Here is a 19713-nt window from a genome sequence, read left to right as displayed (position 1 = left end):
ATCCGATTGCGAATAGAGACAGGATCAGCCGTAACACTGCTTAGATAACAGCGCTGTAATCAACCGGACGGTTTCGGGTAAGGACACGCGATTTACTCTACAGACCAGCGCCGGCGTTTGATTTTGCCCGGGCGCCCGCGCAATGCCAATCACCCGCACAGAGTTCGACAACCCGGCCGACGGAGTAGATATCCCGTGTCCTTTCGCCATTCCGCCCCTCCGTATTACCTCACCAGCCGGCTGTCCCGCCATCACCGGAAGACGCGATGAATCAGCTCGCGTCGATACGCATCTTCACCAAAGTCGCGGAATGTCTGAATTTTGCGGAAGCGGCCAAGCAATTGGGTATTTCCAATTCGGTCGTTACCCGCAGCGTGGCGGCGCTCGAGGAGCATTTGGGCGTGCGCCTGATCAATCGGACCACACGGCGTGTTTCGCTGACAAGCACCGGGCAATCCTATTGGGCGTGTTGCGTCGAATTGCTCAAACAACTCGACACGATGGACGAGTGCATTGCGTCCGCCGTGGGGCAGCCGGCCGGTTTGCTCAGGATCGCGGCGTCATCGCTCTTTGCGACGACGGACCTGCCTGACGTGCTGGCGGCATACCGCCTGAAGGAGCCACGCATGAACTTCGAGTTGACCGTGTTCGACAATATGAACGACGTGGCGCCGAGCGAGTTCGATGTATGTTTCGGCGCCGAGCGGCGCCTGCGCGACTCGTCGCTTGTCTGCCGGCCGCTCGCGCAGACTCGCGACGTGATCGTTGCGAGCCCCGCCTATCTGGCGAGGTGCAGGGCGCCGCGCACGCCGGCGGAACTCGCATCGCACGACGTACTAGTCGCCTCGGATGCGCCAAGCCGCTATTGGGAATTCCGCGACGCGCACGGCACGCAGCGCGTCGTCGTGCGGCCGATTCTCAACATACAAAGCCCGTTGGTCGTTAAACGGGCTGTGCAGGCCGGGCTCGGGATCGCACGGCTCTCCCAATCCGTGGTACAGCAGGAGCTCGCGGACGGCAGTCTGCGCGCACTGCTGAGCGACGCGACACTGTGCGCCGACGAGCGTACCGTATGGCTGCTCTATTCCGGGCAGCCGCACATGGCGCGCGCGCTGCGCAGCTTCGTCGACTTTGTCGTCGAGCGCTATCGTCACACGCCGGAAGAAAGCAAGCGGAAGGATGCGATAGGCGTCGGCCCGCTACAACACCAATCGGGCAATACTGAATTGCTGTGGAACCGCATTTTGTAGGTCCTAAAGTGCACGAACCTGACGCCGGATATCTGTGCCGCCGCGCCGTTGACGCGACGAAATACCGGCGAGGTCATCATACCCACAAGGATCTGCATTCATGAAAAAACTCCTGATTGCCGCGGCTGCCAACACGGCGCTCGGCTGCGCGCTTGCCCCAATGAGCGCGATGGCGCAAAGCAGCGTCACGCTGTACGGCTTGATCGACGAAGGTCTGAACTACACCAGCAACTCGGGTGGGCATTCGAACGTACAGATGGAGAGCGGCTTTGCGCAAGGCAGCCGCTGGGGCTTGAAAGGCACCGAAGATCTGGGTGGCGGAACCAAGGCCATCTTCCAGTTGGAGAACGGCTTCGACGTCAACTCGGGCAAACTCGGCCAAGGTAACCGGATGTTCGGCCGGCAGGCATACGTCGGTCTCAGTTCGGCGCAATTCGGCACACTGACGATGGGCCGGCAATACGATTCCGTTGTCGACTTCCTCGCACCGCTCACGGCGAACGGCAACTGGGCCGGCTATCTGATGTCGCATCCGTACGATAACGACAACACCGACAACTCATTCCGCCTGAACAACAGCGTCAAGTACACGAGCAACACTTATGGCGGCGTAACGTTCGGCGGCCTGTACGGTTTCAGCAACCAGGCGGGCGGCTTCGCGAACAACCGTTCATACAGTCTTGGCGCGCAATACGTCGGCAGCTCGGTGACCGTGGCGGCAGCGTACATGCAGATCAATAATCCGGGCGGCACGTCAGGCGGATCGCTAGCAGCCGACGACACAGACTTCTTTGCCGGACGCCAACAGGTTTGGGGCGCGGGCATCAACTATACGATCGGTCCGACGGTGCTTGGCTTCGTGTACAGCCATACGAGCCTGAACGACGCGACGGGGTCCGTGTATGTAGGAAACTTCGCGAACACGGCGAGCTCGTTGAAGTTCGACAACTTCGAAGTCAATGCCAAGTATCAGTTCACCAAGAGTGCCTATGTCGGCGCCATGTACACCTACACGCTCGGGCATTTCGACAGCAACGCGGGCAACTCGAAGCCAAAATGGCAGCAATTCGGCTTGATGGCGGACTACAACCTGTCGCTGCGTACGGACGTCTATGTGCAAGGGCTTTATCAGCACGCGTCGGGCGGAAGCACGGTGGCGGCGCCGCTGAATACCGCCTACATCACCGGTGCCGATTCGCCCTCGACGAGCGCGAATCAACTCCTTGCGCGTGTCGGCATCCGGCACCAGTTCTAATCGCTTAGGAGTGCCGCGAGCCCGGGGATAGCAGTGGACCCGAGGCCGCGGCGCTGTGTGGCACTCATGGGCCCGCTAGCATTAATTCGATGCGTGGTCCGGATGGGCGGCAAGCGAGCCGCCCCCCTCGACCACGACCCGCATCGGAAAGACTAGTGGGTCGAGAACACCGAGATACCGCCGTTGGGAAAGCCCGCCGCGCCGGGCTGGAACGGCACGTACACCTGCCCAAGGGCGCTGTCGATGGCGACAGAATGTGCGCCTGTACCCACCGGAATCTTGAAGAGCAACTGCCGTGACGCGCCATCGATTACGCCCATCTGCGGACTAAAGCCAGACGCGGCAGCAGTACCGCTCGTCACATAGTGCCGGGCCGGCAGGAAATAGCGATTGGAAGCCGGATCGTAATTGACCTGGTCTACCCCGCCAAACGGCAAGCTGGCTTGAATTGCACCACTCGAACGATCGAGAATCAGCGTGATGAGAGGGTCGCCGGCCCGCGGGTCGCAACCAATGAGTACGTCGTTATTCGGGCCCAGCACGATTCCCGACGGTCCGCATTTCCCTAGTGGAAACGACTTGCTGACAGCGGGACTTCCCGCCACCGCGGAGCTGGCGGTAATGACATCGAGCTCACCCTCGGGGTTCGCAGCGGTCCCGTCATTGTTGATCAGGAAGCTCTTCGAGGCAGGATCATAGGTGCACGCTTCGAGCCCCGACGAACCGTTGAAAGGGAGCTTGACGACCGCCTTTTGCGTCAGCGTGGAAATGAACGTGACGAACGGCGGCGAGTCTCCAGGGCTCGCGTACATGACGAGATGATCGTCAGGATCGTAGCAACCCTCATCCACGCGCGATCCGGAATTACTGATGGCGATTGTGTTGACCGTCGCTTGCGTAGCCGTATCGATCACTTTGACTGAGTCCACGTCGCCGACATAGATCGTGTTCGTGCCGGTGATACCGACAATTCCGTCTGGACCGGACTCGTTTGTCGTGGCGCCGGCGCCGATGAATGGCCCCAGGATCTGGGCGATCAACGTGTTCGACTTGGTATCCACGACATCGACTGCTTTGTTATTTCGGTCAGTAAGATAGTATTTTCCGGCCTCGACGTAACCGATGTCGAAACTGAATGGCGGGCTCGAAGCATTGGGCACTGCGATGTTCGTCAGTAGTTTGGGCGGTGTCGGTGCGCTGACGTTATCTCCACCTCCGCAGCCGGCCAATGCGGCCGCAGCGAGCAACATCAAGATCTTCACGCGATTTTCCATCGATTTGTCTCCTTTCCGTTTATTGGTCCGATCAACGAACGATTTCTTAAGGAATCTTAATAAATCATCATCTGAAGGGATAACCATGTTTCCCATGCGTGCGGCGACGCAGCGCATGGTTCGCGGCTATTTGGTCCGGCTGTACGGTTCACACAATGGCGGCGCGACGGAAAATCGGAAAGTAAAAGTTATTTATGGTCTGTATTGAGTGAACGCTATGCCTGTAATGAATTTGAAGCTTCTCTAGACGAGGCGGTGACACGCCGGCCGCAATTTCACGCTGCCGTGCGTTTGCCGCAGAGGAGCGCTCACCGGCGCGTTGCCTTCGTTCGAGATGCGTTCCGGGGTGGAACGAGGCGCCAGGTCAGCAACACCACCAGACCGAAAGCGCCGTACAGGAGCGTAAATACCCAGACTGGAAAATCGTAGAAGAGCAAACGGCTCACCCAACGCTGGATGAAACCTTGCGCGAATCCGTTCGTTTCCAGCGACCCCGTACGCAGCCAGTCTTCAAGTGTCGTCAACGGACATGCGACCCCAAGCAGCGAGAGGGTCGACACGATAACGATGAGGAACAGATGTGTGAGCCGGAAAAGTTTATGGCGTATCCACTTCCAGCCGAGGCCGGCACCCACCCAGATCGCGGCGAATCCGCACACGATGAAAACCGCAAGCAGCGCATGCACGACAAGCACTGTATTGGCTAGCCAGATCATGATCGGCTTTCTTGTGACCTGATGTGCTGCGGGTCCGATTGAATCAAACAGGTTCGAACGCGTTCAGTAGTCAGGCCGGCATCGCTGAGCCCGAATCCAGTCGGCTCGGCTACGCGGTCGCGTCCATTTGAAAAGGACTGGTCTGGAAATCCGCGCGAGTTGCCCTCAGCGCCTATGGCGCATCACTTCCCAGCAATCGCGATGATCCATCCGCTTGAGTTTCCGCCGCCGCGTCAGCTCGCGCCAATAGTGAACGGCGATCAGCAGCACGGCAGCGCTTAGCCCACATAGACCCACAACGATTCCTGTCCACGACTCGGCCACGGAACACTCCTTGACTGTCAAACCGATCAAGCGATACGTGTCATTCGTCGTTCAGAATACGAGCGGCGGCCTTCAGAAACATCTGTCCGTCATCGGTAATGAGCGGGCGTTGCTGCCCGGAGGGGAGGTTTTCCAGCGTAACGAGCTGGCGGTCCAGAAGCGCTTCCAGATCGGCGCCGTCCAAACTCAGCAGATCCGGCGCATCCTTGAGCAGCATGAGGGTCGCGAATTCATGTGGACTGAGCATCTCCGTCTCCTGGCTGAGCCTGGTGCTTCGCAGGGAATCTGATCCGTTGGCCTCGCTTTGCGAGCAGGATCGATTCGGGGATGGCTGCCGCGGGCTGTCACCTTGCGTTCAGGTGGCATATCGCGAGCCAAGGGGCCCATCTTAATGCTGAGGTGTCCAATAGATCAATATGTGGGAAAAGCTTTTTTCGATATTTTTACGGCGCTACCGTGAAGTCGTCGCAGTGCAGCATGAACCGTCGGCCGTTGATCTCGTATCGGTTCGCACCACGTGTTCGTCAGCGTACATACTTGATGCGTATCCGTCTGATCCTGATGATTGTCCTGGCAGCGCTTCCATGCGCCAGCCTGCATACTCGATACTAAGCCCGGTGCCGGGCGCTATGATCGAAACCTGAAGGAGACAACCATTGACTACCTTCCTCCTACGAAACGGCGCGCTTCTCGATCCTACCCATCCTGATCTCCTCCAAGGCGTCGAAGTTCTCATCGAGGACGGCCTCATCCGCGAAGTCTCCGACAAGCCGATAACGAGCCGCAACGCGTGCGTCATTGACGTCAAAGGCAAAACGATCATGCCGGGTCTGATCGATCTGCATGTGCATGTCGTTGCGGTCGAGTTCAACCTGCCGCGCGTCGCGACGCTACCCAACGTGCTGGTTACGCTGCGCGCCGTGCCGATCATGCGCGCGATGCTGCGCCGCGGTTTCACCACCGTGCGTGACGCAGGGGGTGCCGGGCACCCGTTCAAGCAGGCGGTCGAGTCTGGACTCATCGAAGGTCCACGGCTCTTCGTCTCTGGCCGCGCGTTGAGCCAGACGGGCGGTCATGCCGATCCGCGCGCCCGCTCCGACTACATGCCACCCGATTCACCTTGCGGATGCTGCGTGCGCGTGGGCGCCCTTGGTCGCGTGGCGGACGGCGTCGACGAAGTGCGCCGGGCCGTACGCGAGGAACTGCAAATGGGCGCCGACCAGATCAAGATTATGGCTTCGGGCGGTGTTGCTTCACCGACCGATCCGATCGGCGCATTCGGTTATTCAGAAGATGAGATCCGCGCGATCGTCGCCGAAGCGCAGGGACGCGGCACCTATGTTCTCGCTCATGCCTATACGCCTGCAACGATCGCGCGCGCGGTGCGCTGTGGCGTGCGCACGATCGAACATGGCAATCTGATTGACGATGAGACCGCCCGTCTCGTCGCGGAGCACGGCGCGTATGTCGTGCCAACCCTCGTCACATACGACGCCCTTGCCAGCGAAGGCGAGAAATATGGGCTGCCGCCGGAAAGCATTGCCAAGGTCGCGGACGTGCATGGCGCCGGCATGCATTCGATTGAAATCATGAAGCGCGCCGGGGTCAAGATGGGCTTCGGTACGGATTTGCTCGGCGAAGCGCAGCGTCTGCAAAGCGACGAATTCCGGCTTCTGGCCGAAGTCATGTCGCCCGCCGAAGTGATCGCGAGCGCGACCCTCATTGGCGCGGAAGTGTTAGGCATGCAGGACAAGCTCGGCAGAATCATGCCGGGTGCCCATGCCGACGTGCTGGTGGTCGATGGCAATCCGCTGAAGTCCGTCGATTGTCTGTTAGGCCAGGGCGAGCATATTCCGCTCGTCATGAAGGACGGCCGGATCTTCGTCAACGAGCTCTAGTGGTGTTGGCCGGTTAACGCTGCATCTGTCGCGCCCCACAGCCCCTATTGGAGCCTGCTTATGTCGATGATCGCCGCTCGCATCGAGCGCCTGCCGTTTTCAGGGTTTCACCGCCGCCTGCTATTGATGGGCGGCCTCGGCTACACCTTCGATGCGATGGACGCCGCCGTGCTCGCTTTCCTGCTGCCGGTGCTGCGCACGCAATGGGGGCTGACGAGTGTACAGACAGGCGTGCTGGGAAGCGGCACGTTCATGGGCTATTTCTTCGGCGCGATGCTCGCGGGCATGCTCGGTGACGTCATCGGCCGACGCAAGGTCATGATGTACGCGCTCGTCATTTACTGCGTAGCGTCTCTTGCCAGTGCGCTCGCGAACGATTGGGGATTTTTTCTTGCTACGCGCATTGTCGCCGGCTTGGGGACGGGAGCGGAAAGCGCCATCGTCGCGCCGTTTCTCTCTGAGTTCGTAGCGCGCCGGTATCGCGGGAGTTTCACCGGCAGCCTCGCGGGGTTTTTCTCCTTCGGCTTCGTGGCGGCTGCACTGCTCGGCTATCTGGTGATCCCGCTCGCCCCCAATGCATGGCGCGCGGTCATGGTCATCACTGCACTGCCCATCCTGATGCTCCTCTGGTGGCGCCGCGCGTTGCCCGAGTCGCCGCGCTGGCTCGAGACGCGCAACCGGCACGAGGAGGCCGATGCGATCGTATCGCGAATGGAAGCGGAGTTGACCCGGGCAGGCATGCAGTTGGAGCCGCTGTCACCCGTTCGCGGCGGCAACGTTCCACTCGCAGCCGGGCGTGCGTCGATCGTCGCGAACGTCAAGGCGTTGTGGGCGGCGAAACTCGCGCGCATCACGGCCATGACGTGGCTCATGTGGCTGTCCATCACGTTCAGCTACTACGCTTTCTTTACGTGGATCCCCGGCTTGCTGGTTCAGAACGGCATGACGATCACGCGGAGCTTTTCGTATTCGCTGGTGATCTACATCGCCCAGATCCCGGGATACTTTTCAGGCGCGTGGCTCAATGAAAAGATCGGCCGGCAAGGGACGATCGCGACATACATGGTATTGGGCGGCGTATCGGCGCTTGGGCTTGCGTTGACGCGTACGGATGCGGGCATCATGGTGTCGGGCATCCTGCTTTCGTTCTTCATGAACGGCACCTATGCCGGTGTTTATGCGTATACCCCGGAGGTTTTCCCCACCGACGTGCGCGCAACAGGCACGGGGCTGGCTTCGTCGATTGGCCGGCTGGGCGCGATTGCCGCGCCTATTCTCGTCGGGTACATCTATCCGCTGCTGGGCTTTGCCGGGGTGTTTGGTGCGACAACGCTTGTGCTCCTGACCGGTGCGATGGCCGTGGTACTGATGGGGGTGCCCACACGCGGCAGATCACTCGAGGACATTGCCGCAGGACAAATCGAACAGTAAGAGAAACGCAAACCGCCGACCCGAACCTACTATCGCTATCCGGTGACGCCACTGTGTCAGGACTCGAAGCCGTGACGCAGCCACGTGCGGTTTTGGCGAACAGGCGTTCTTATGACATCATTTGCTGGCGCATACGTTTTGCGCGTTGATGAACGAACCACGTCACATAGCGATGCAATCAACACGCAGCAGGCAGCCAGCCTCCGCACGAAAGGCAAATAAACTAGCCAGGCAAACCGGAATCGGTAGCTTTCCGAACTGAAAACAAGCTTTCATTCTGCGGATGGTGTCACTGAGCCGGACACCACCAAGATCACTGACCATGGACTACCGTCATCTGCAACAGCGCAAGAGCCTGCACGGCCGCATTGTGCAGGAACTCGGCATGGATATCGTCAGCGGCAAGGTACAACCGGGCCAGCGGTTGCCTGCCGAGGCTGTCCTGTGCGAGCGCTATGGCGTGAGCCGCCCTGTGCTGCGCGAGGCCACCCGTGTGCTCGTGGCAAAAGGTCTGGTCGTGTCGAAACCGCGTGTCGGCAGTGTTGTGAGGCCTCGCGCGGAATGGCACATGCTTGACCCCGATGTGCTGTACTGGACGATCAACAGTGTTCCGGAAGGCGAGTTCTTCAGTTCGCTCCTGACCGTGCGCCGCGTTATCGAACCCGCGGCGGCCGCACTCGCCGCCACCGCTGCGACAAGCGAAGATATTGCGCGCATTGCATCGGCTTACGATCAGATGGAACGTGCGGAAACCGCCAGCGCGCTACTGGATCCCGACCTCGAGTTTCACCGCGCAATCATGGCGGCCACGCACAACGACCTACTGGCCTATATTGGCAACATGCTGTCGCTTGCGCTGTCGGAATCGATCAAACTGACGAGTCGTCATCCCGACACGCATGCACTTTCGTTGCCGCGGCACAAGGCAATTCTCACTGCGATCCAGAGCCGTGACCCACTGGGCGCGCGGCACGCGAGTCTGGTTCAGCTCGACAATGCGCGCGCCGACGCCGAAAGCGTTCTGGAAGCCGGCAGCCAGATTCAGACGCAACCCTAGTCCGGACGTGGCAATTTAGCCGGACCATTGGGCAGAGCGTAGCGGGCGCTGTCCGCTTTTCGTGCCCCTCTCCCTCCAGAAGTTAATTCGATAGTCATACTATTCAAGCGGCACATCGTGCAGATCATTTCGACAGCACATGACCCGCGCCCCATGAGCCAGGTCTGCCCCATCATCGTGTTGCGCTGCACGGATGGATGCACATACGGAAGGCTGCGCTGCACCGCAAAAAATTAATTAGTCGGACTAGTTAAGGGTATACATCGATTAGTAGGTAAAAGGGCGTGATATAGCATTTTCTGGAGGGTAGTCATGCGCACGCGCATGCACGTGGGTTTCATGAAAGAAGTGATGCCCGGCTCCGGTGCATTTCTTGCCGGGGCTTTTCCTGCTTGCGCCGTTATGGACAGTGAAGTGTTCAACAACTGAGAGACGGGAGATCGAGATGGCGCAAGCGAAGGAAGACAAGGACGACGTGCAGGTTGCACGTCGGGGATTGCTGCAGGGCGCGGGCCTGTCCGCAGCACTGGCGCTAATGGGCGGCATGATCACGCCGGCCCAGGCGGCGGAAGCCGGATCGTTTCCGGCGCACAAGCGGTGGAAGATCGTATTCGTCAATCATGTCACCACGAATCCGTTCTTCGTTCCGACGCAATACGGCATTCAGGATGCGACCGCTTTGCTGGGCATGGACTATCAATGGACCGGCTCGGCCAATGCCGACATTGGCGAAATGGTGAATGCAGTCAACGCGGCGATCGCCGGGAAAGCTGACGCAATCGCCGTACCGATCGTCGACCCCAAAGCGTTCGACAAACCCATTCAGGCCGCGCTCGACGCCGGCATTCCCGTGTTCGCCTACAACGCCGACGCACCCTCGGGGTCCACGAATCCGCGCCTTGCCTATATCGGCCAGGATCTCTATCTGTCCGGTTACCAGATGGGCGAGCGAATCGCTAACCTCATCGATAGCGGCCTCGTTGCGCTCTTTATCGCAACGCCAGGCCAGCTCAACATTCAGCCGCGGCTTGACGGTGCAGCGGCTGCAATCAAGAAATCGGGCAAGAAGATCGACGTGCAGACCATCGCCACCGGCGCGACCGTCAACGAAGAGCTATCGAAGATCAAGTCGTTCTTTCTCGGCCATCAGGATCTCAAAGGCATGTTTGCGGTGGATGCCGGCAGCACCCAGGGCGTCGCGGAGGTGATGAAAGAATCCAACCTGCCCGCGAAAGGTGTCCACGGCGGCGGCTTTGATCTGTTGCCGCGCACGGTCGATCTGATTCACGAAGGGTTCCTGGACTTCACGATCGATCAGCAACCCTACGTACAGGGATTTTATACGGTGATGGAGGCCTTCATCTTTCTCGCGTCCGGCGGGCTCGTTGGGCCGGCCAATATCAACACGGGCCTGAAGTTCGTCACCAAGGGCTCAGTCGATCCCTACCTGAACACCTCGACGCGCTATGAAGGCAAAAGCACGAAAGCCCAGATCGTGCCACGCACAGGCGCAATCAAAGGGTGACCTCTGCCGTGACGGACGTTCGAAAAACCGCTAGACGTCCGAGGCGCTGGTCAGGCGCACTCGGGCGTTCCAGCGAGATCCGCATCCTTGCAGTCGCACTTATCCTTTGCATCTACTTCGAGACAATCAACCATGACTTCCTGCTGACTGGTGCGAGTCTGCAGAATCTTTCGCAGTTCATCGCCCCAGTGGCGATCATTGCTTTTGGTGAAATCATGCTGATGATCGGTGGGGAGATCGACCTCTCCGCCGGGATGGTGTTCGCGTTTGCGCCTTTCATCATGCATTTTTCTCTCGAGGCCGGGTTGCCAGCCTGGCTTGCCCTGCTCATCGGCGTCATTGCGGCCGGCCTCGTCGGGCTCATTAACGGCGCGGTGACGGTGTACCTGCGCATCCCGTCCTTCGTGACGACGCTCGGTACGTTGTTCTTCGTGAACGGCCTTACGCTGACGATCTCACGCGGCACACCGGTTTCGCCGCCGGAGGACTCCGCATTTTCGGCGTTCATGGGAGGATGGGGATACAGCGAAATCATCTGGACGCTTGCCATTGCCGCGGTCATGCACGTGCTGCTTCGCCACACACGCTGGGGTTTGCATACGATCGCGTCAGGAGCGAATCCACTGGGCGCGAGCGAAGCAGGGATACAGGTCAGGCGGCTGAAGCTCGGCAACTTCATTCTTGCCGCAGTGCTGGCCGGTCTTACCGGGATCCTGGAGGGCTTTCGTATCACCTCGATCGATCCGCAGGCGGGCGGCAACCAGATCATGTTCCTTGCCGTTGCCGCAGCCGTGATCGGCGGCACGCCGCTCGCCGGGGGATCAGGCACGATCATCGGCGGGCTGATCGGTGCGGCGGTGCTTGGCATTCTCAACGACGGCTTCACGCTGATCGGCATCAACGCCTTCACCTTCAACATGATTCTCGGCGCGGCGATCCTCGGGGCCATGATCTTCAACATCCACGTGGTTCGTCTCGCGCGCAAAGGGGAATTGTGATGTCCGAGGTGCTGGAGGCGCTGCGCGGCGAAGATATTGTCAAGCGCTTCGGCGCGGTCACCGCGCTCGATGGCGTGTCACTGACGCTGAGACAGGGCGAGATTCTTGGCGTGCTTGGCGACAATGGCGCAGGCAAATCGACGTTGATCAAGATCCTGACCGGGTTTCATCAGCAGACCAGTGGCAAGCTCTTTGTAGGTGGCGAGGAAACCATGCTTCGCTCGGTTGATCACGCCCGTTCACTCGGCATTGAATGCGTCTACCAGGATCTGGCGCTCGCCAATTCGCTGAGCATTTATCACAACATGTTTCTCAATCGGGAAATCATTCGTCGAGGGCCGTTTCGACTGCTGAATCATCGCGCCATGCGTGAGCGCGCGGCCGAGTGTCTCGAAGAAATCGGTGTACACGTGCCCTCGGTCGATTTGCCGGTCGAGCAGCTTTCCGGCGGACAGCGACAGGCCATCGCGGTTGCTCGCGCGGTCAATTCGAATTCAAGGATTCTGCTGCTTGACGAACCACTCGCCGCGATGGGCGCCCGCGAGGCTGGACTGATCATCGACCTGATCCTTCGGCTCAAGAATAAAGGTGGCCTGTCCATCGTCATGATCATGCACAACTACGCCCAGACGCTCGACATCGCGGATCGCGTGATGTTGATGCAACGCGGACGTGTCACTTACCAGCGGGAAGCAGCCAGCACGTCGGTCGAAGAGCTGATGGATATCGTGCGACGCGAATATCGTGCAATGCGCACAACGACAAACTGAGGCCACTCCGTTACTTCGTCAGTTCGGCAAGCCAGGAATCTCAACGCCGAACGTTTGCAGTATCAGCACGACATTGAACGATAAGACGACGAATGCCGCCAGCGTGGCGATCACCGCGACGAACGCGCGATTTTTGTATGGACCCATCACGTCTTCGCGGCAGGTGAACCACAGCAACGCCGCCATTGGCAGCGGCAAGGCGAGACTCAATACCACCTGACTGAGGACGAGTGCCTGAGTCGCATTGACCCCGAGCGCAACCACGACGAAACTCGGCACCATTGTGACGGCCCGGCGCAGCCATAGCGGAATGCGAAAGCCTACGAACCCCTGCATGATCATCTGACCCGCCATGGTGCCGACCACGGAACTCGATATGCCCGAAGCGATCAACGACAACAGGAAAATCCCGGCCGCCCCAATCCCCAATAGCGGCGCCAGCGTGTGATAGGCCGTTTCGATTTCCGCCACCTCGGGGTGCCCGTGGTGGAATGCACCGGCGGCCATGATCACCATCGCCATATTGATGAGACCGGCAATGGTCAGCGCGATAACGACCTCGATATTCGAGAATTTCAGCAACTTGGCCCGCTCGGGCTCCGTTCTCGCGGGTGCTCGCAGTTGCGTTAGGCCGGAGTGCAGGAAAAGCGCGTGCGGCATCACGGTTGCACCCACAATACCGACGGCAATCGTGAGCGCATTCGCGTCGGGCAATTGGGGGGAAAACGTGTGGACGAAGACACTCGGCCACGCAATCGGCGTAATGAACAACTCGGCAAGATAGGACAAGCCAATGATGCCGACGAGTGCCCCGATTGCCAGTTCAAGGGGACGGAAACCGGCGCTCTCGAACAACAGCAGGCCGTATGTCACGACCGCCGTGACCACCATGCCGGCGAGCAATGGCATGTGAAACAGCAACGACAGTCCGATTGCGCCACCGAGAAATTCGGCCAGATCGGTTGCCATCGCGGCAATTTCGCTGACGCCCCACATGCCCAGCAGAACGGGTTTCGAAAACCGTTCGCGACACAACTCCGCGAGGTTCCGCCCGGTGACGATGCCGAGCTTCGCCGAGAGTGCCTGAAACAGCATCGCCACAAGGTTTGCCAACAGCACCACCCAGAGCAATACGTAACCGTATTTCGCACCTGCCTGAATATTCGTCGCAAAGTTGCCCGGGTCCATGTAGGCAACAGAAACCACCACGGCCGGTCCAGCGAACGGCAGAAGCATCAGCGCGCCGCGGCGGCGGCCTTCCAATACTTCTCTTACCGCCAGCGTTGTACGCTCGGTTCTCGTCGCTGGTCTGGCTGCCTTGTGAACGCGATCGTCCAAGCTCCCGCTCCTTGCACATGAAAACGACAGGCCTGCCCGATTGACCAGGCAGGCATGGCATTCATGGCATTGCACTGCTGATTACACCCACGACGCTTCGCAACAGCGAAGCAGTCGCCGCGCCCTCATCGCACATAGTCATAAATGTACTGCAGAGTGTTCCAGGTTGCGTTTCATGCGTCGCCGGCCTTCGCGCCAAGCGGATCCTGGAATGGCAGCCCGGCCGCCGATTCCCACGTAACTGACCGACCGTCACGCGTCAGTAGTAATCTTCGGTACGGGATGTGAAACAGGGGCAATACGGTCAACCGACGATACAACCTGAGGAGCCGGGTCAATGGGAAGCACCAGCGCAGTTGCGGCGGCGGCAGTCGCCTTCGTGGGTAGTCACTTTCTCCTGTCTCATCCGCTGCGCGGGCGCTTGGTCCGCGCCATTGGCGAAACGGGGTTCCAGGGCATCTATTCGCTGGTCGCGTTCGCTACGCTTGGCTGGCTGATCGTGGCCTACCGTAAGGCGCCCCTGACGGCGCCACTATGGCCGGTAGGAGATGGGCTCTGGGCGTTGGCGACCGTCGTCATGCTGATTGCATCGATCCTCCTGTTGGGCTCGCTGATCCGCAACCCGGCGCTTCCCACAGGCGGCCGGCCCAGCGCGTTCCCGGAAACGGCGCGCGGCGTGTACGCGATAACGCGCCACCCGATGATGTGGTCGTTCGCGCTTTGGGGGCTATGCCACATCGCGGTGTTCCCGGTGGCCAAGAACATCATCGTCGCCGTGGCGATCGTCGTCCTCGCGCTCGTCGGCGCAGCCTTGCAGGATCGGAAGAAGGAGCAGCTTCAACCCGATCTCTGGCCCGTATGGGAATCGAAGACGAGCTACCTGCCGTTCGCGGCGATCGCCGCCGGCCGTGCGCGGCTGGGCGGGTTCGGCTTGCACGCGCTGTTGGGTGGCCTCGTCGTCTGGCTCGTAGCGACCTGGGCGCATATGCCACTCACCGGTTGGGCCGCGGGCATCTGGCGCTGGCTGTAGCCGCGGCCCGGTTTTGTCACGCAGCGAGTTGCGGCGCAGCGGGGAAGTCCACCGGTACGCGCGTCGTTCCGTGCAGATAGTTAGTGACCGTCTTGTCGCCGATCACGACGATCGCGTCGACCAGATTGGCCTTGGTCCAACCCGCGGCGAAGAACGCATCGACGAGCGCCTGATCGGCGTGCCCGCGGTTGACCGCGATGTTCTTCACCAAGCGTGCGAGCGCGTCGAACTTCGCATCGAAGCTTGCGCGGCCACCGCGGATTTCCAGAATCTGTTCGTCGGTGAAGCCGTTCATCTTGCCGATCACGGTGTGGGCCGCCAGACAGTATTCACAGCCGTTGACCTGGCTCACGACGAGATTCACGACTTCACGCGCCTTGCCGCTGATACTGCTCTTCGCGTTCTGGAACGCGAGGTAGCTGCCGAGCGCATGTTCCGAATGGGCCAGCGTCGCGTACAAATTGGGGACCGTGCCGAGACTGCGCTTGAGCTTGTCGAAGATGGCCTGGTTAGCCGGGGAAACTTCGTCGCGTGTCGGGACATTGATAGTGGTCATGGTGATGCTCCTTGGCAAAAAGACGAATCAAGCTGCGTGGAAAAATCCGTGCGTTATTGCGCGGTGTAGGCGCCGTCGACTGCGATGTTCTGCCCGGTGAGGTAGCGCGCCTTATCGCTCGCAAGGAACAGGATGGTCTGGGCGATCTCGTCCGGGGTCGCGGCGCGTCGCGCCGGTATCGTCGAGAGGAAAGCTGCTTTGCCTTCTTCGCTGCCGCCGGCAAAACGGTCGAGCATTTCGGTGGCGACAGGACCCGGCGCCACGGCGTTGACGCGCACGCCGGCGGTAGCGCCTTCGAGCGCCGCGCTCTTCGTGAGGCCTTCGACCGCATGCTTGCTGGCGACGTAGACCGACGCGCCCGCGATGCCGACCTGGCCCGCGATCGACGAAAGGTTGATGATCGAGCCCGCGCCCTGCGCCAGCATCACGCGCATCTCGTGCTTGAGCGACAGCAGCGTGCCGAGCACGTTGACCGAGAACGTGTCTTCGTAGTTGGCCGCAGTCTGCTCGACGATCGGCGCCAGTTGACCTTCCGTGCCGGCGTTGTTGACCGCCACATCGAGACGTCCGAAACGCTCCACGGTCTGCTCGACGACGCTGCGCACTTCGGCTTCGAAGCGCACATCGACGCGCAGGAATTCGGCTTCGGCGCCGAGGGCGCGAAGTTCGGCGGCAAGCGCCAGGCCGGCCTCCTCGCGACGGCCGCTGACGACCACGCGGTTTCCTTCACGAGCGAAGGCAAGAGCGGTTGCGCGGCCGATGCCGGTCAGCGCGCCAGTGATCAGAACGACGGGTGAGTTCATGTCGGTACTCCTTGAGTTGGGTTGCATCGAATCGCGTTTGCGATGACTGAACTCTGACTGATTCCAGATCGACGATATAGATGGTGTATGCTCCTATCACTAATTCCACACAGGAATATATTGAGCAAAATGGATAAGCTGCAGGCCATGAAGACTTTCGTGCGCGTGGTGGAAGCGGGCAGCTTTTCCGCGGTCGCGCACGAGACCGACACGACACAAAGCGCGGTGAGCAAACAGGTCGCGGCGCTCGAGCGCGAGCTGGGCGCGCGGCTGCTGACGCGAACCACGCGTTCGCTTGCACTGACCGAAGAAGGTGAACACTATTTCGACCAGGCGCGGCGCCTGGTCGCGGAGGTCGCGGAGGCCGAAGCTACGCTCCGGCGCGGCGAGCAGCAACTGACAGGCTGGCTGCGGATCGCGGCTTCGGTCGGCTTCGGGCGCCTCAAGCTCATGCCAATGGTTCAGTCTTTTCTGGCAGAGCATCCCGGCGTGAAGATCGATCTACGCCTGAGCGACGGTTTCGTCGATCTCGTGGAACAGGGGATCGACGTCGCGGTGCGGCTCGGCGATCTGCCGGACAGCAGCTTGATCGCGCGTCGCGTAGGAACGGCCCAGCGCATGCTGATGGCGCATCGCAGCTACCTCCGCTCACTCCCCAAACGAGCCAGGGCGCCGCGTGTGCCCGACGACCTGGTCGAGCACAACTGTATCGTCTACACCGAACTGGCGATGCGCAACGCGTGGCGTTTTACGGCAGGGCCCGGCGCTTCGGATCCGATGGGAACCACGCGCATCGTGCGGGTCGAAGGCAATCTGCAAACCAACAGCAGTGAGGTGATGCGAGCGTCGGTCCTCGCGGGCATGGGGATCGGCTATTCGCCGACCTGGCTGTTCGATCACGAACTGGCCAGTGGCGAAGTGCAGCGGATGCTGCCGGACTGGGAAACGATCCCCATCCCGATCCATCTGGTGAGCCCGCTAGAGCGCCGGCATTCGGCCAAGGTCAAAGCTTTCGCCGAACATGTCGGAAAGGCGATGGCGCGTAGCTGAATGCCGGATGTGCTTCTTGGCTTCTTAAGGCGGCGCCCTAAGTTGAAGGCTTAAAGTCCGGCTTTACAGATAGCTGCAGACGTAGTCGAGCGTGTCGATCACATCGATATCGAAGCGGCTCTTGCCGGGCACCGAGAACGACTCGCCCGCGCCATACGTCTTCCACTCGTCGCCGCCTTCGAGGCGGATGCGGCATTGGCCGGCCTGCACTTCCATGAGTTCCGGTGCGTCGGTGCCGAAGTTGAGCGCGCCCGGCAAGATGACGCCAAGCGTCTTGCGCGTGCCGTCGGCGAAGAGAACCGTGTGCGAAACACACTTGCCGTCGAAATAGACGTTGGCACGTTTGATAACGGAAACCTGATCGAATTGCATTGCGGCCGTCATGGCGGTCTTCCTCTGAGTCATCGTGAATGAATGCGTTGGCGCCGCGTAGCAGCAGCGGGCGGTGCGCGATCTGCTCGGACCACCTGCGCAAGCTTTCGGTCTCGCGCCAGCCCGCAATCATACAGGCGGCCGGGGGTGCCAGTCATTGGCCTTCGTCCCGTGGCCGCCTTGTCAGAGCACTACCGCGGCGTGATCCCGACGATTAGTCGACCCGGCACCAACGACCAGAATTGGGGCACACAGAGGCCAATTCTCCGTTCAGCCGGACTTGCTCTGCATCCTCAGCGTCCGGTTGCAACGCGGTCGTAGGGGCGACGTCGAAAGCGACCTTAAGTGCGCCCCCAACATGGGCGTCTTCAATGGGAAGCTCCCAGGTCAGGAATATCTGGACGTAATCCTGGTCCGGCGTGAAGTCAGCCGCATTAAAACCGCTGCTGTGGCGCTGAATGACGCCATGAGGCTGGCAGGTATCGAATATCACAGCGGTGCCCCGGGTCAGGGGAATGCGAAGGTCCAAAGCGGGGAAATGCAAGTCCAGCCCCTTATCCTCGCTCAGGAAAAGATTGCAAAAAGCTGCACCGCCATATTGCGCGCCATCATGGTGGTACCTCGCGCCGCGGCAGGCCATCAGGGCTACGTCGCTCGCGGCAAGCACCGCGGGCATTCCAAGCTCGGCCGTCCAATCGGACACGGCCTGCACGCAGCGCGAGTAGTCTGGCCAGCGCGCCCGCGCGCGCGCCAAAGGCATTGTCTCGACGTCGCCGGGTTCGAGAACCATGCGTGACGAGATCTCCCTTTCCCAATCCGCAAGCAGACGTGCAGGGGGCGCAGGCACGTCGACCGTGCCTGTGAGCACGATGTCGCTCACACGTCGACTGCGGATGGCGTCGCCACTCCAGAAATAGGAGGTCAGCATGTCTGGCACGCGATGCGGTTGAGAGGATTGATTCATCCGGACGATTGTAACGATTCCAAGGGATCGCTTCGGCGCAGATTGGTCAACTCCGGCGGTTCGTCTGGATCACCCGTATTCGCCGGAGCACGATCTGACAGCTCGTCGGGCTGATCGATATATTCCCCTCCGCTCGTTTCCGATGAGAAAAATTCGTGGCCATTCCGCCAGCGAAGTTTTCCCGACCAGTTGGTGACCACCCAGGCCGCCCTCGGACGAGCGGACGCCCCGTCTCAAAGCGGCCAACAGTCCCCCGCCGAAGTCCCCAGGTCTCCGCCCACTCACTCAAATGTTATGATCGGAAACACCTGACGCCTCGCCAGGGCGCGCATTTGAGCTACACCCCTATGGACACCCACCTCACCAAACCCGCCGACGCATCCACAACCGACCTTGGCCGGCGCGTGCGCGCCGCCCGCCAGGCGCAGGACTTGACGCTCGAAACCGCGAGCCGCCTCTGCGGCGTCTCCCGCTCTACACTGTCCAAAGTCGAGAACGGCCTGATGTCCCCGACTTTCGACGTCCTGCAGAAAATCGTCCTCGGCCTGAAGATCGAAATCGGCGAGCTCTTTGGCTCGACACCCAAAGTCAGCGCCAGCGGCCGCCGCGCGTTGACCCGCAAAAACGAAGGCCAGCGTCACGCCTACCGCGGCTATCAGATGGAGTTACTGGCCACGGATCTGGCGCACAAAGCGATGTTGCCGTTCCGCATCCGCATCTCGGCCCACACGCTGGACGCGTTCGATGACTGGGGCCGTCATGAAGGCGAAGAATTTCTGTACGTGATCAGCGGCAGCGTCTGCCTGTATTCCGAGTTGTATGCGCCGACGCATCTGAACGCCGGTGACAGCCTTTACTTCGACAGCCGCACCGGCCATGCGGCGGTCTCCACTAGCGACGAAGATGCCGAAGTGTTGTGGATGGCGACCAGCGCCGACATTCCGCAGACATCGGCCGCGGTAGAACCGGCGAAAAAATAACGAAGGCGGCTGGACCACCCACAGCACATAGAAACGCCAAAAAGCGAAAGCCAGCGTCGCCAATGCCGATGGCAGCGCCACCGGCAAATGGCAATACTAAAGCCCATGCCAACACCCATGGC

20 protein-coding genes are annotated in these 19713 nt (G+C 60.5%); 12 read left to right on the top strand and 8 right to left on the bottom strand.

Features of this window, described 5'->3' with window-relative positions; translation table 11 throughout:
- Nucleotides 1-266 precede the first annotated feature (266 nt).
- Both KHO23_RS14540 and KHO23_RS14535 read left to right on the top strand, forming a co-directional pair.
- On the top strand, nt 267-1250 hold the full coding sequence (locus KHO23_RS14540) for a LysR family transcriptional regulator (protein WP_211611921.1): 984 nt from the start codon (nt 267-269) through the stop codon (nt 1248-1250).
- Between the two features lie 100 nt (nt 1251-1350).
- Nucleotides 1351-2505 carry a porin gene (locus tag KHO23_RS14535; protein WP_211611920.1) on the top strand — a complete coding sequence of 385 codons (1155 nt, stop codon included), beginning with the start codon at nt 1351-1353 and terminating at the stop codon, nt 2503-2505.
- 152 nt (nt 2506-2657) lie between these two features.
- On the opposite strand, the gene KHO23_RS14530 is transcribed toward KHO23_RS14535, so the two are convergent.
- Nucleotides 2658-3566 carry a YncE family protein gene (locus tag KHO23_RS14530; RefSeq protein WP_236066843.1) on the bottom strand — a complete coding sequence of 303 codons (909 nt, stop codon included), beginning with the start codon at nt 3564-3566 and terminating at the stop codon, nt 2658-2660.
- A 61-nt stretch (nt 3567-3627) separates the two neighbouring features.
- On the opposite strand from KHO23_RS14530, the gene KHO23_RS35065 reads away from it, so the two are divergent.
- Nucleotides 3628-3987 carry a hypothetical protein gene (locus KHO23_RS35065; protein ID WP_236066842.1) on the top strand — a complete coding sequence of 120 codons (360 nt, stop codon included), beginning with the start codon at nt 3628-3630 and terminating at the stop codon, nt 3985-3987.
- 100 nt (nt 3988-4087) lie between these two features.
- Here the strand turns inward: KHO23_RS35065 and KHO23_RS14525 are convergent, their stop codons facing one another.
- Entirely contained in the window at nt 4088-4495 is a 408-nt protein-coding gene (locus KHO23_RS14525) for a DUF2784 domain-containing protein (RefSeq protein WP_211611919.1), read from the bottom strand.
- Between the two features lie 364 nt (nt 4496-4859).
- The gene (locus tag KHO23_RS14520; protein ID WP_211611918.1) at nt 4860-5066 is read right to left on the bottom strand and encodes a hypothetical protein; all 207 of its coding nucleotides are present in this window, start codon (nt 5064-5066) and stop codon (nt 4860-4862) included.
- Between the two features lie 409 nt (nt 5067-5475).
- Between KHO23_RS14520 and KHO23_RS14515 the strand changes: the two genes are divergently transcribed.
- The 6 genes from KHO23_RS14515 to KHO23_RS14490 all read left to right on the top strand — a co-directional run bounded on the left by KHO23_RS14515 (nt 5476) and on the right by KHO23_RS14490 (nt 12498).
- Entirely contained in the window at nt 5476-6717 is a 1242-nt protein-coding gene (locus KHO23_RS14515) for a metal-dependent hydrolase family protein (RefSeq protein ID WP_211611917.1), read from the top strand.
- A gap of 60 nt (nt 6718-6777) precedes the next feature.
- A complete protein-coding gene (locus tag KHO23_RS14510) occupies nt 6778-8148 on the top strand; it encodes an MFS transporter (RefSeq protein ID WP_211611916.1) in 1371 nt (456 codons plus the stop codon).
- A gap of 322 nt (nt 8149-8470) precedes the next feature.
- Nucleotides 8471-9205: a FadR/GntR family transcriptional regulator gene (locus KHO23_RS14505; protein WP_211611915.1), complete on the top strand. Its 735-nt coding sequence runs from the start codon at nt 8471-8473 to the stop codon at nt 9203-9205.
- A 445-nt stretch (nt 9206-9650) separates the two neighbouring features.
- The gene (locus KHO23_RS14500) at nt 9651-10730 is read left to right on the top strand and encodes a sugar ABC transporter substrate-binding protein (RefSeq protein WP_211611914.1); all 1080 of its coding nucleotides are present in this window, start codon (nt 9651-9653) and stop codon (nt 10728-10730) included.
- 8 nt (nt 10731-10738) lie between these two features.
- A complete protein-coding gene (locus KHO23_RS14495) occupies nt 10739-11728 on the top strand; it encodes an ABC transporter permease (RefSeq protein WP_236066841.1) in 990 nt (329 codons plus the stop codon).
- Nucleotides 11728-12498 carry an ATP-binding cassette domain-containing protein gene (locus KHO23_RS14490; protein WP_211611912.1) on the top strand — a complete coding sequence of 257 codons (771 nt, stop codon included), beginning with the start codon at nt 11728-11730 and terminating at the stop codon, nt 12496-12498. Before KHO23_RS14495 ends, KHO23_RS14490 begins: the two co-directional genes overlap by 1 nt.
- Nucleotides 12499-12516: 18 nt before the next feature.
- On the opposite strand, the gene KHO23_RS14485 is transcribed toward KHO23_RS14490, so the two are convergent.
- On the bottom strand, nt 12517-13836 hold the full coding sequence (locus KHO23_RS14485) for an Nramp family divalent metal transporter (RefSeq protein WP_211611911.1): 1320 nt from the start codon (nt 13834-13836) through the stop codon (nt 12517-12519).
- A gap of 337 nt (nt 13837-14173) precedes the next feature.
- Between KHO23_RS14485 and KHO23_RS14480 the strand changes: the two genes are divergently transcribed.
- Nucleotides 14174-14866 (top strand): NnrU family protein, encoded by a 693-nt coding sequence (locus KHO23_RS14480; protein WP_211611910.1) that lies wholly within the window; start codon nt 14174-14176, stop codon nt 14864-14866.
- 16 nt (nt 14867-14882) lie between these two features.
- Here KHO23_RS14480 and KHO23_RS14475 read toward each other — a convergent pair whose 3' ends face one another.
- Both KHO23_RS14475 and KHO23_RS14470 read right to left on the bottom strand, forming a co-directional pair.
- Entirely contained in the window at nt 14883-15422 is a 540-nt protein-coding gene (locus KHO23_RS14475; RefSeq protein ID WP_211611909.1) for a carboxymuconolactone decarboxylase family protein, read from the bottom strand.
- 53 nt (nt 15423-15475) lie between these two features.
- On the bottom strand, nt 15476-16225 hold the full coding sequence (locus tag KHO23_RS14470; RefSeq protein ID WP_211611908.1) for a glucose 1-dehydrogenase: 750 nt from the start codon (nt 16223-16225) through the stop codon (nt 15476-15478).
- Between the two features lie 129 nt (nt 16226-16354).
- On the opposite strand from KHO23_RS14470, the gene KHO23_RS14465 reads away from it, so the two are divergent.
- A complete protein-coding gene (locus tag KHO23_RS14465; protein ID WP_211611907.1) occupies nt 16355-17275 on the top strand; it encodes a LysR family transcriptional regulator in 921 nt (306 codons plus the stop codon).
- A gap of 63 nt (nt 17276-17338) precedes the next feature.
- On the opposite strand, the gene ppnP is transcribed toward KHO23_RS14465, so the two are convergent.
- Nucleotides 17339-17659, bottom strand: a complete 321-nt coding sequence (ppnP, locus tag KHO23_RS14460; protein WP_211611906.1) for a pyrimidine/purine nucleoside phosphorylase — start codon at nt 17657-17659, stop codon at nt 17339-17341.
- 202 nt (nt 17660-17861) lie between these two features.
- A complete protein-coding gene (locus tag KHO23_RS14455; RefSeq protein ID WP_211611905.1) occupies nt 17862-18575 on the bottom strand; it encodes a hypothetical protein in 714 nt (237 codons plus the stop codon).
- A gap of 383 nt (nt 18576-18958) precedes the next feature.
- Between KHO23_RS14455 and KHO23_RS14450 the strand changes: the two genes are divergently transcribed.
- Nucleotides 18959-19591, top strand: coding sequence for a helix-turn-helix domain-containing protein (locus tag KHO23_RS14450; RefSeq protein ID WP_211611904.1), 633 nt, complete (start codon nt 18959-18961; stop codon nt 19589-19591).
- The last annotated feature ends 122 nt before the right edge of the window (nt 19592-19713 follow it).

The sequence above is a fragment of the Paraburkholderia haematera genome, assembly GCF_905220975.1.
GTDB lineage: Bacteria > Pseudomonadota > Gammaproteobacteria > Burkholderiales > Burkholderiaceae > Paraburkholderia > Paraburkholderia haematera.
The sequence above is the reverse complement of the archived record's forward strand: the minus strand, read 5'-3'. Positions and strand labels throughout refer to the sequence as shown.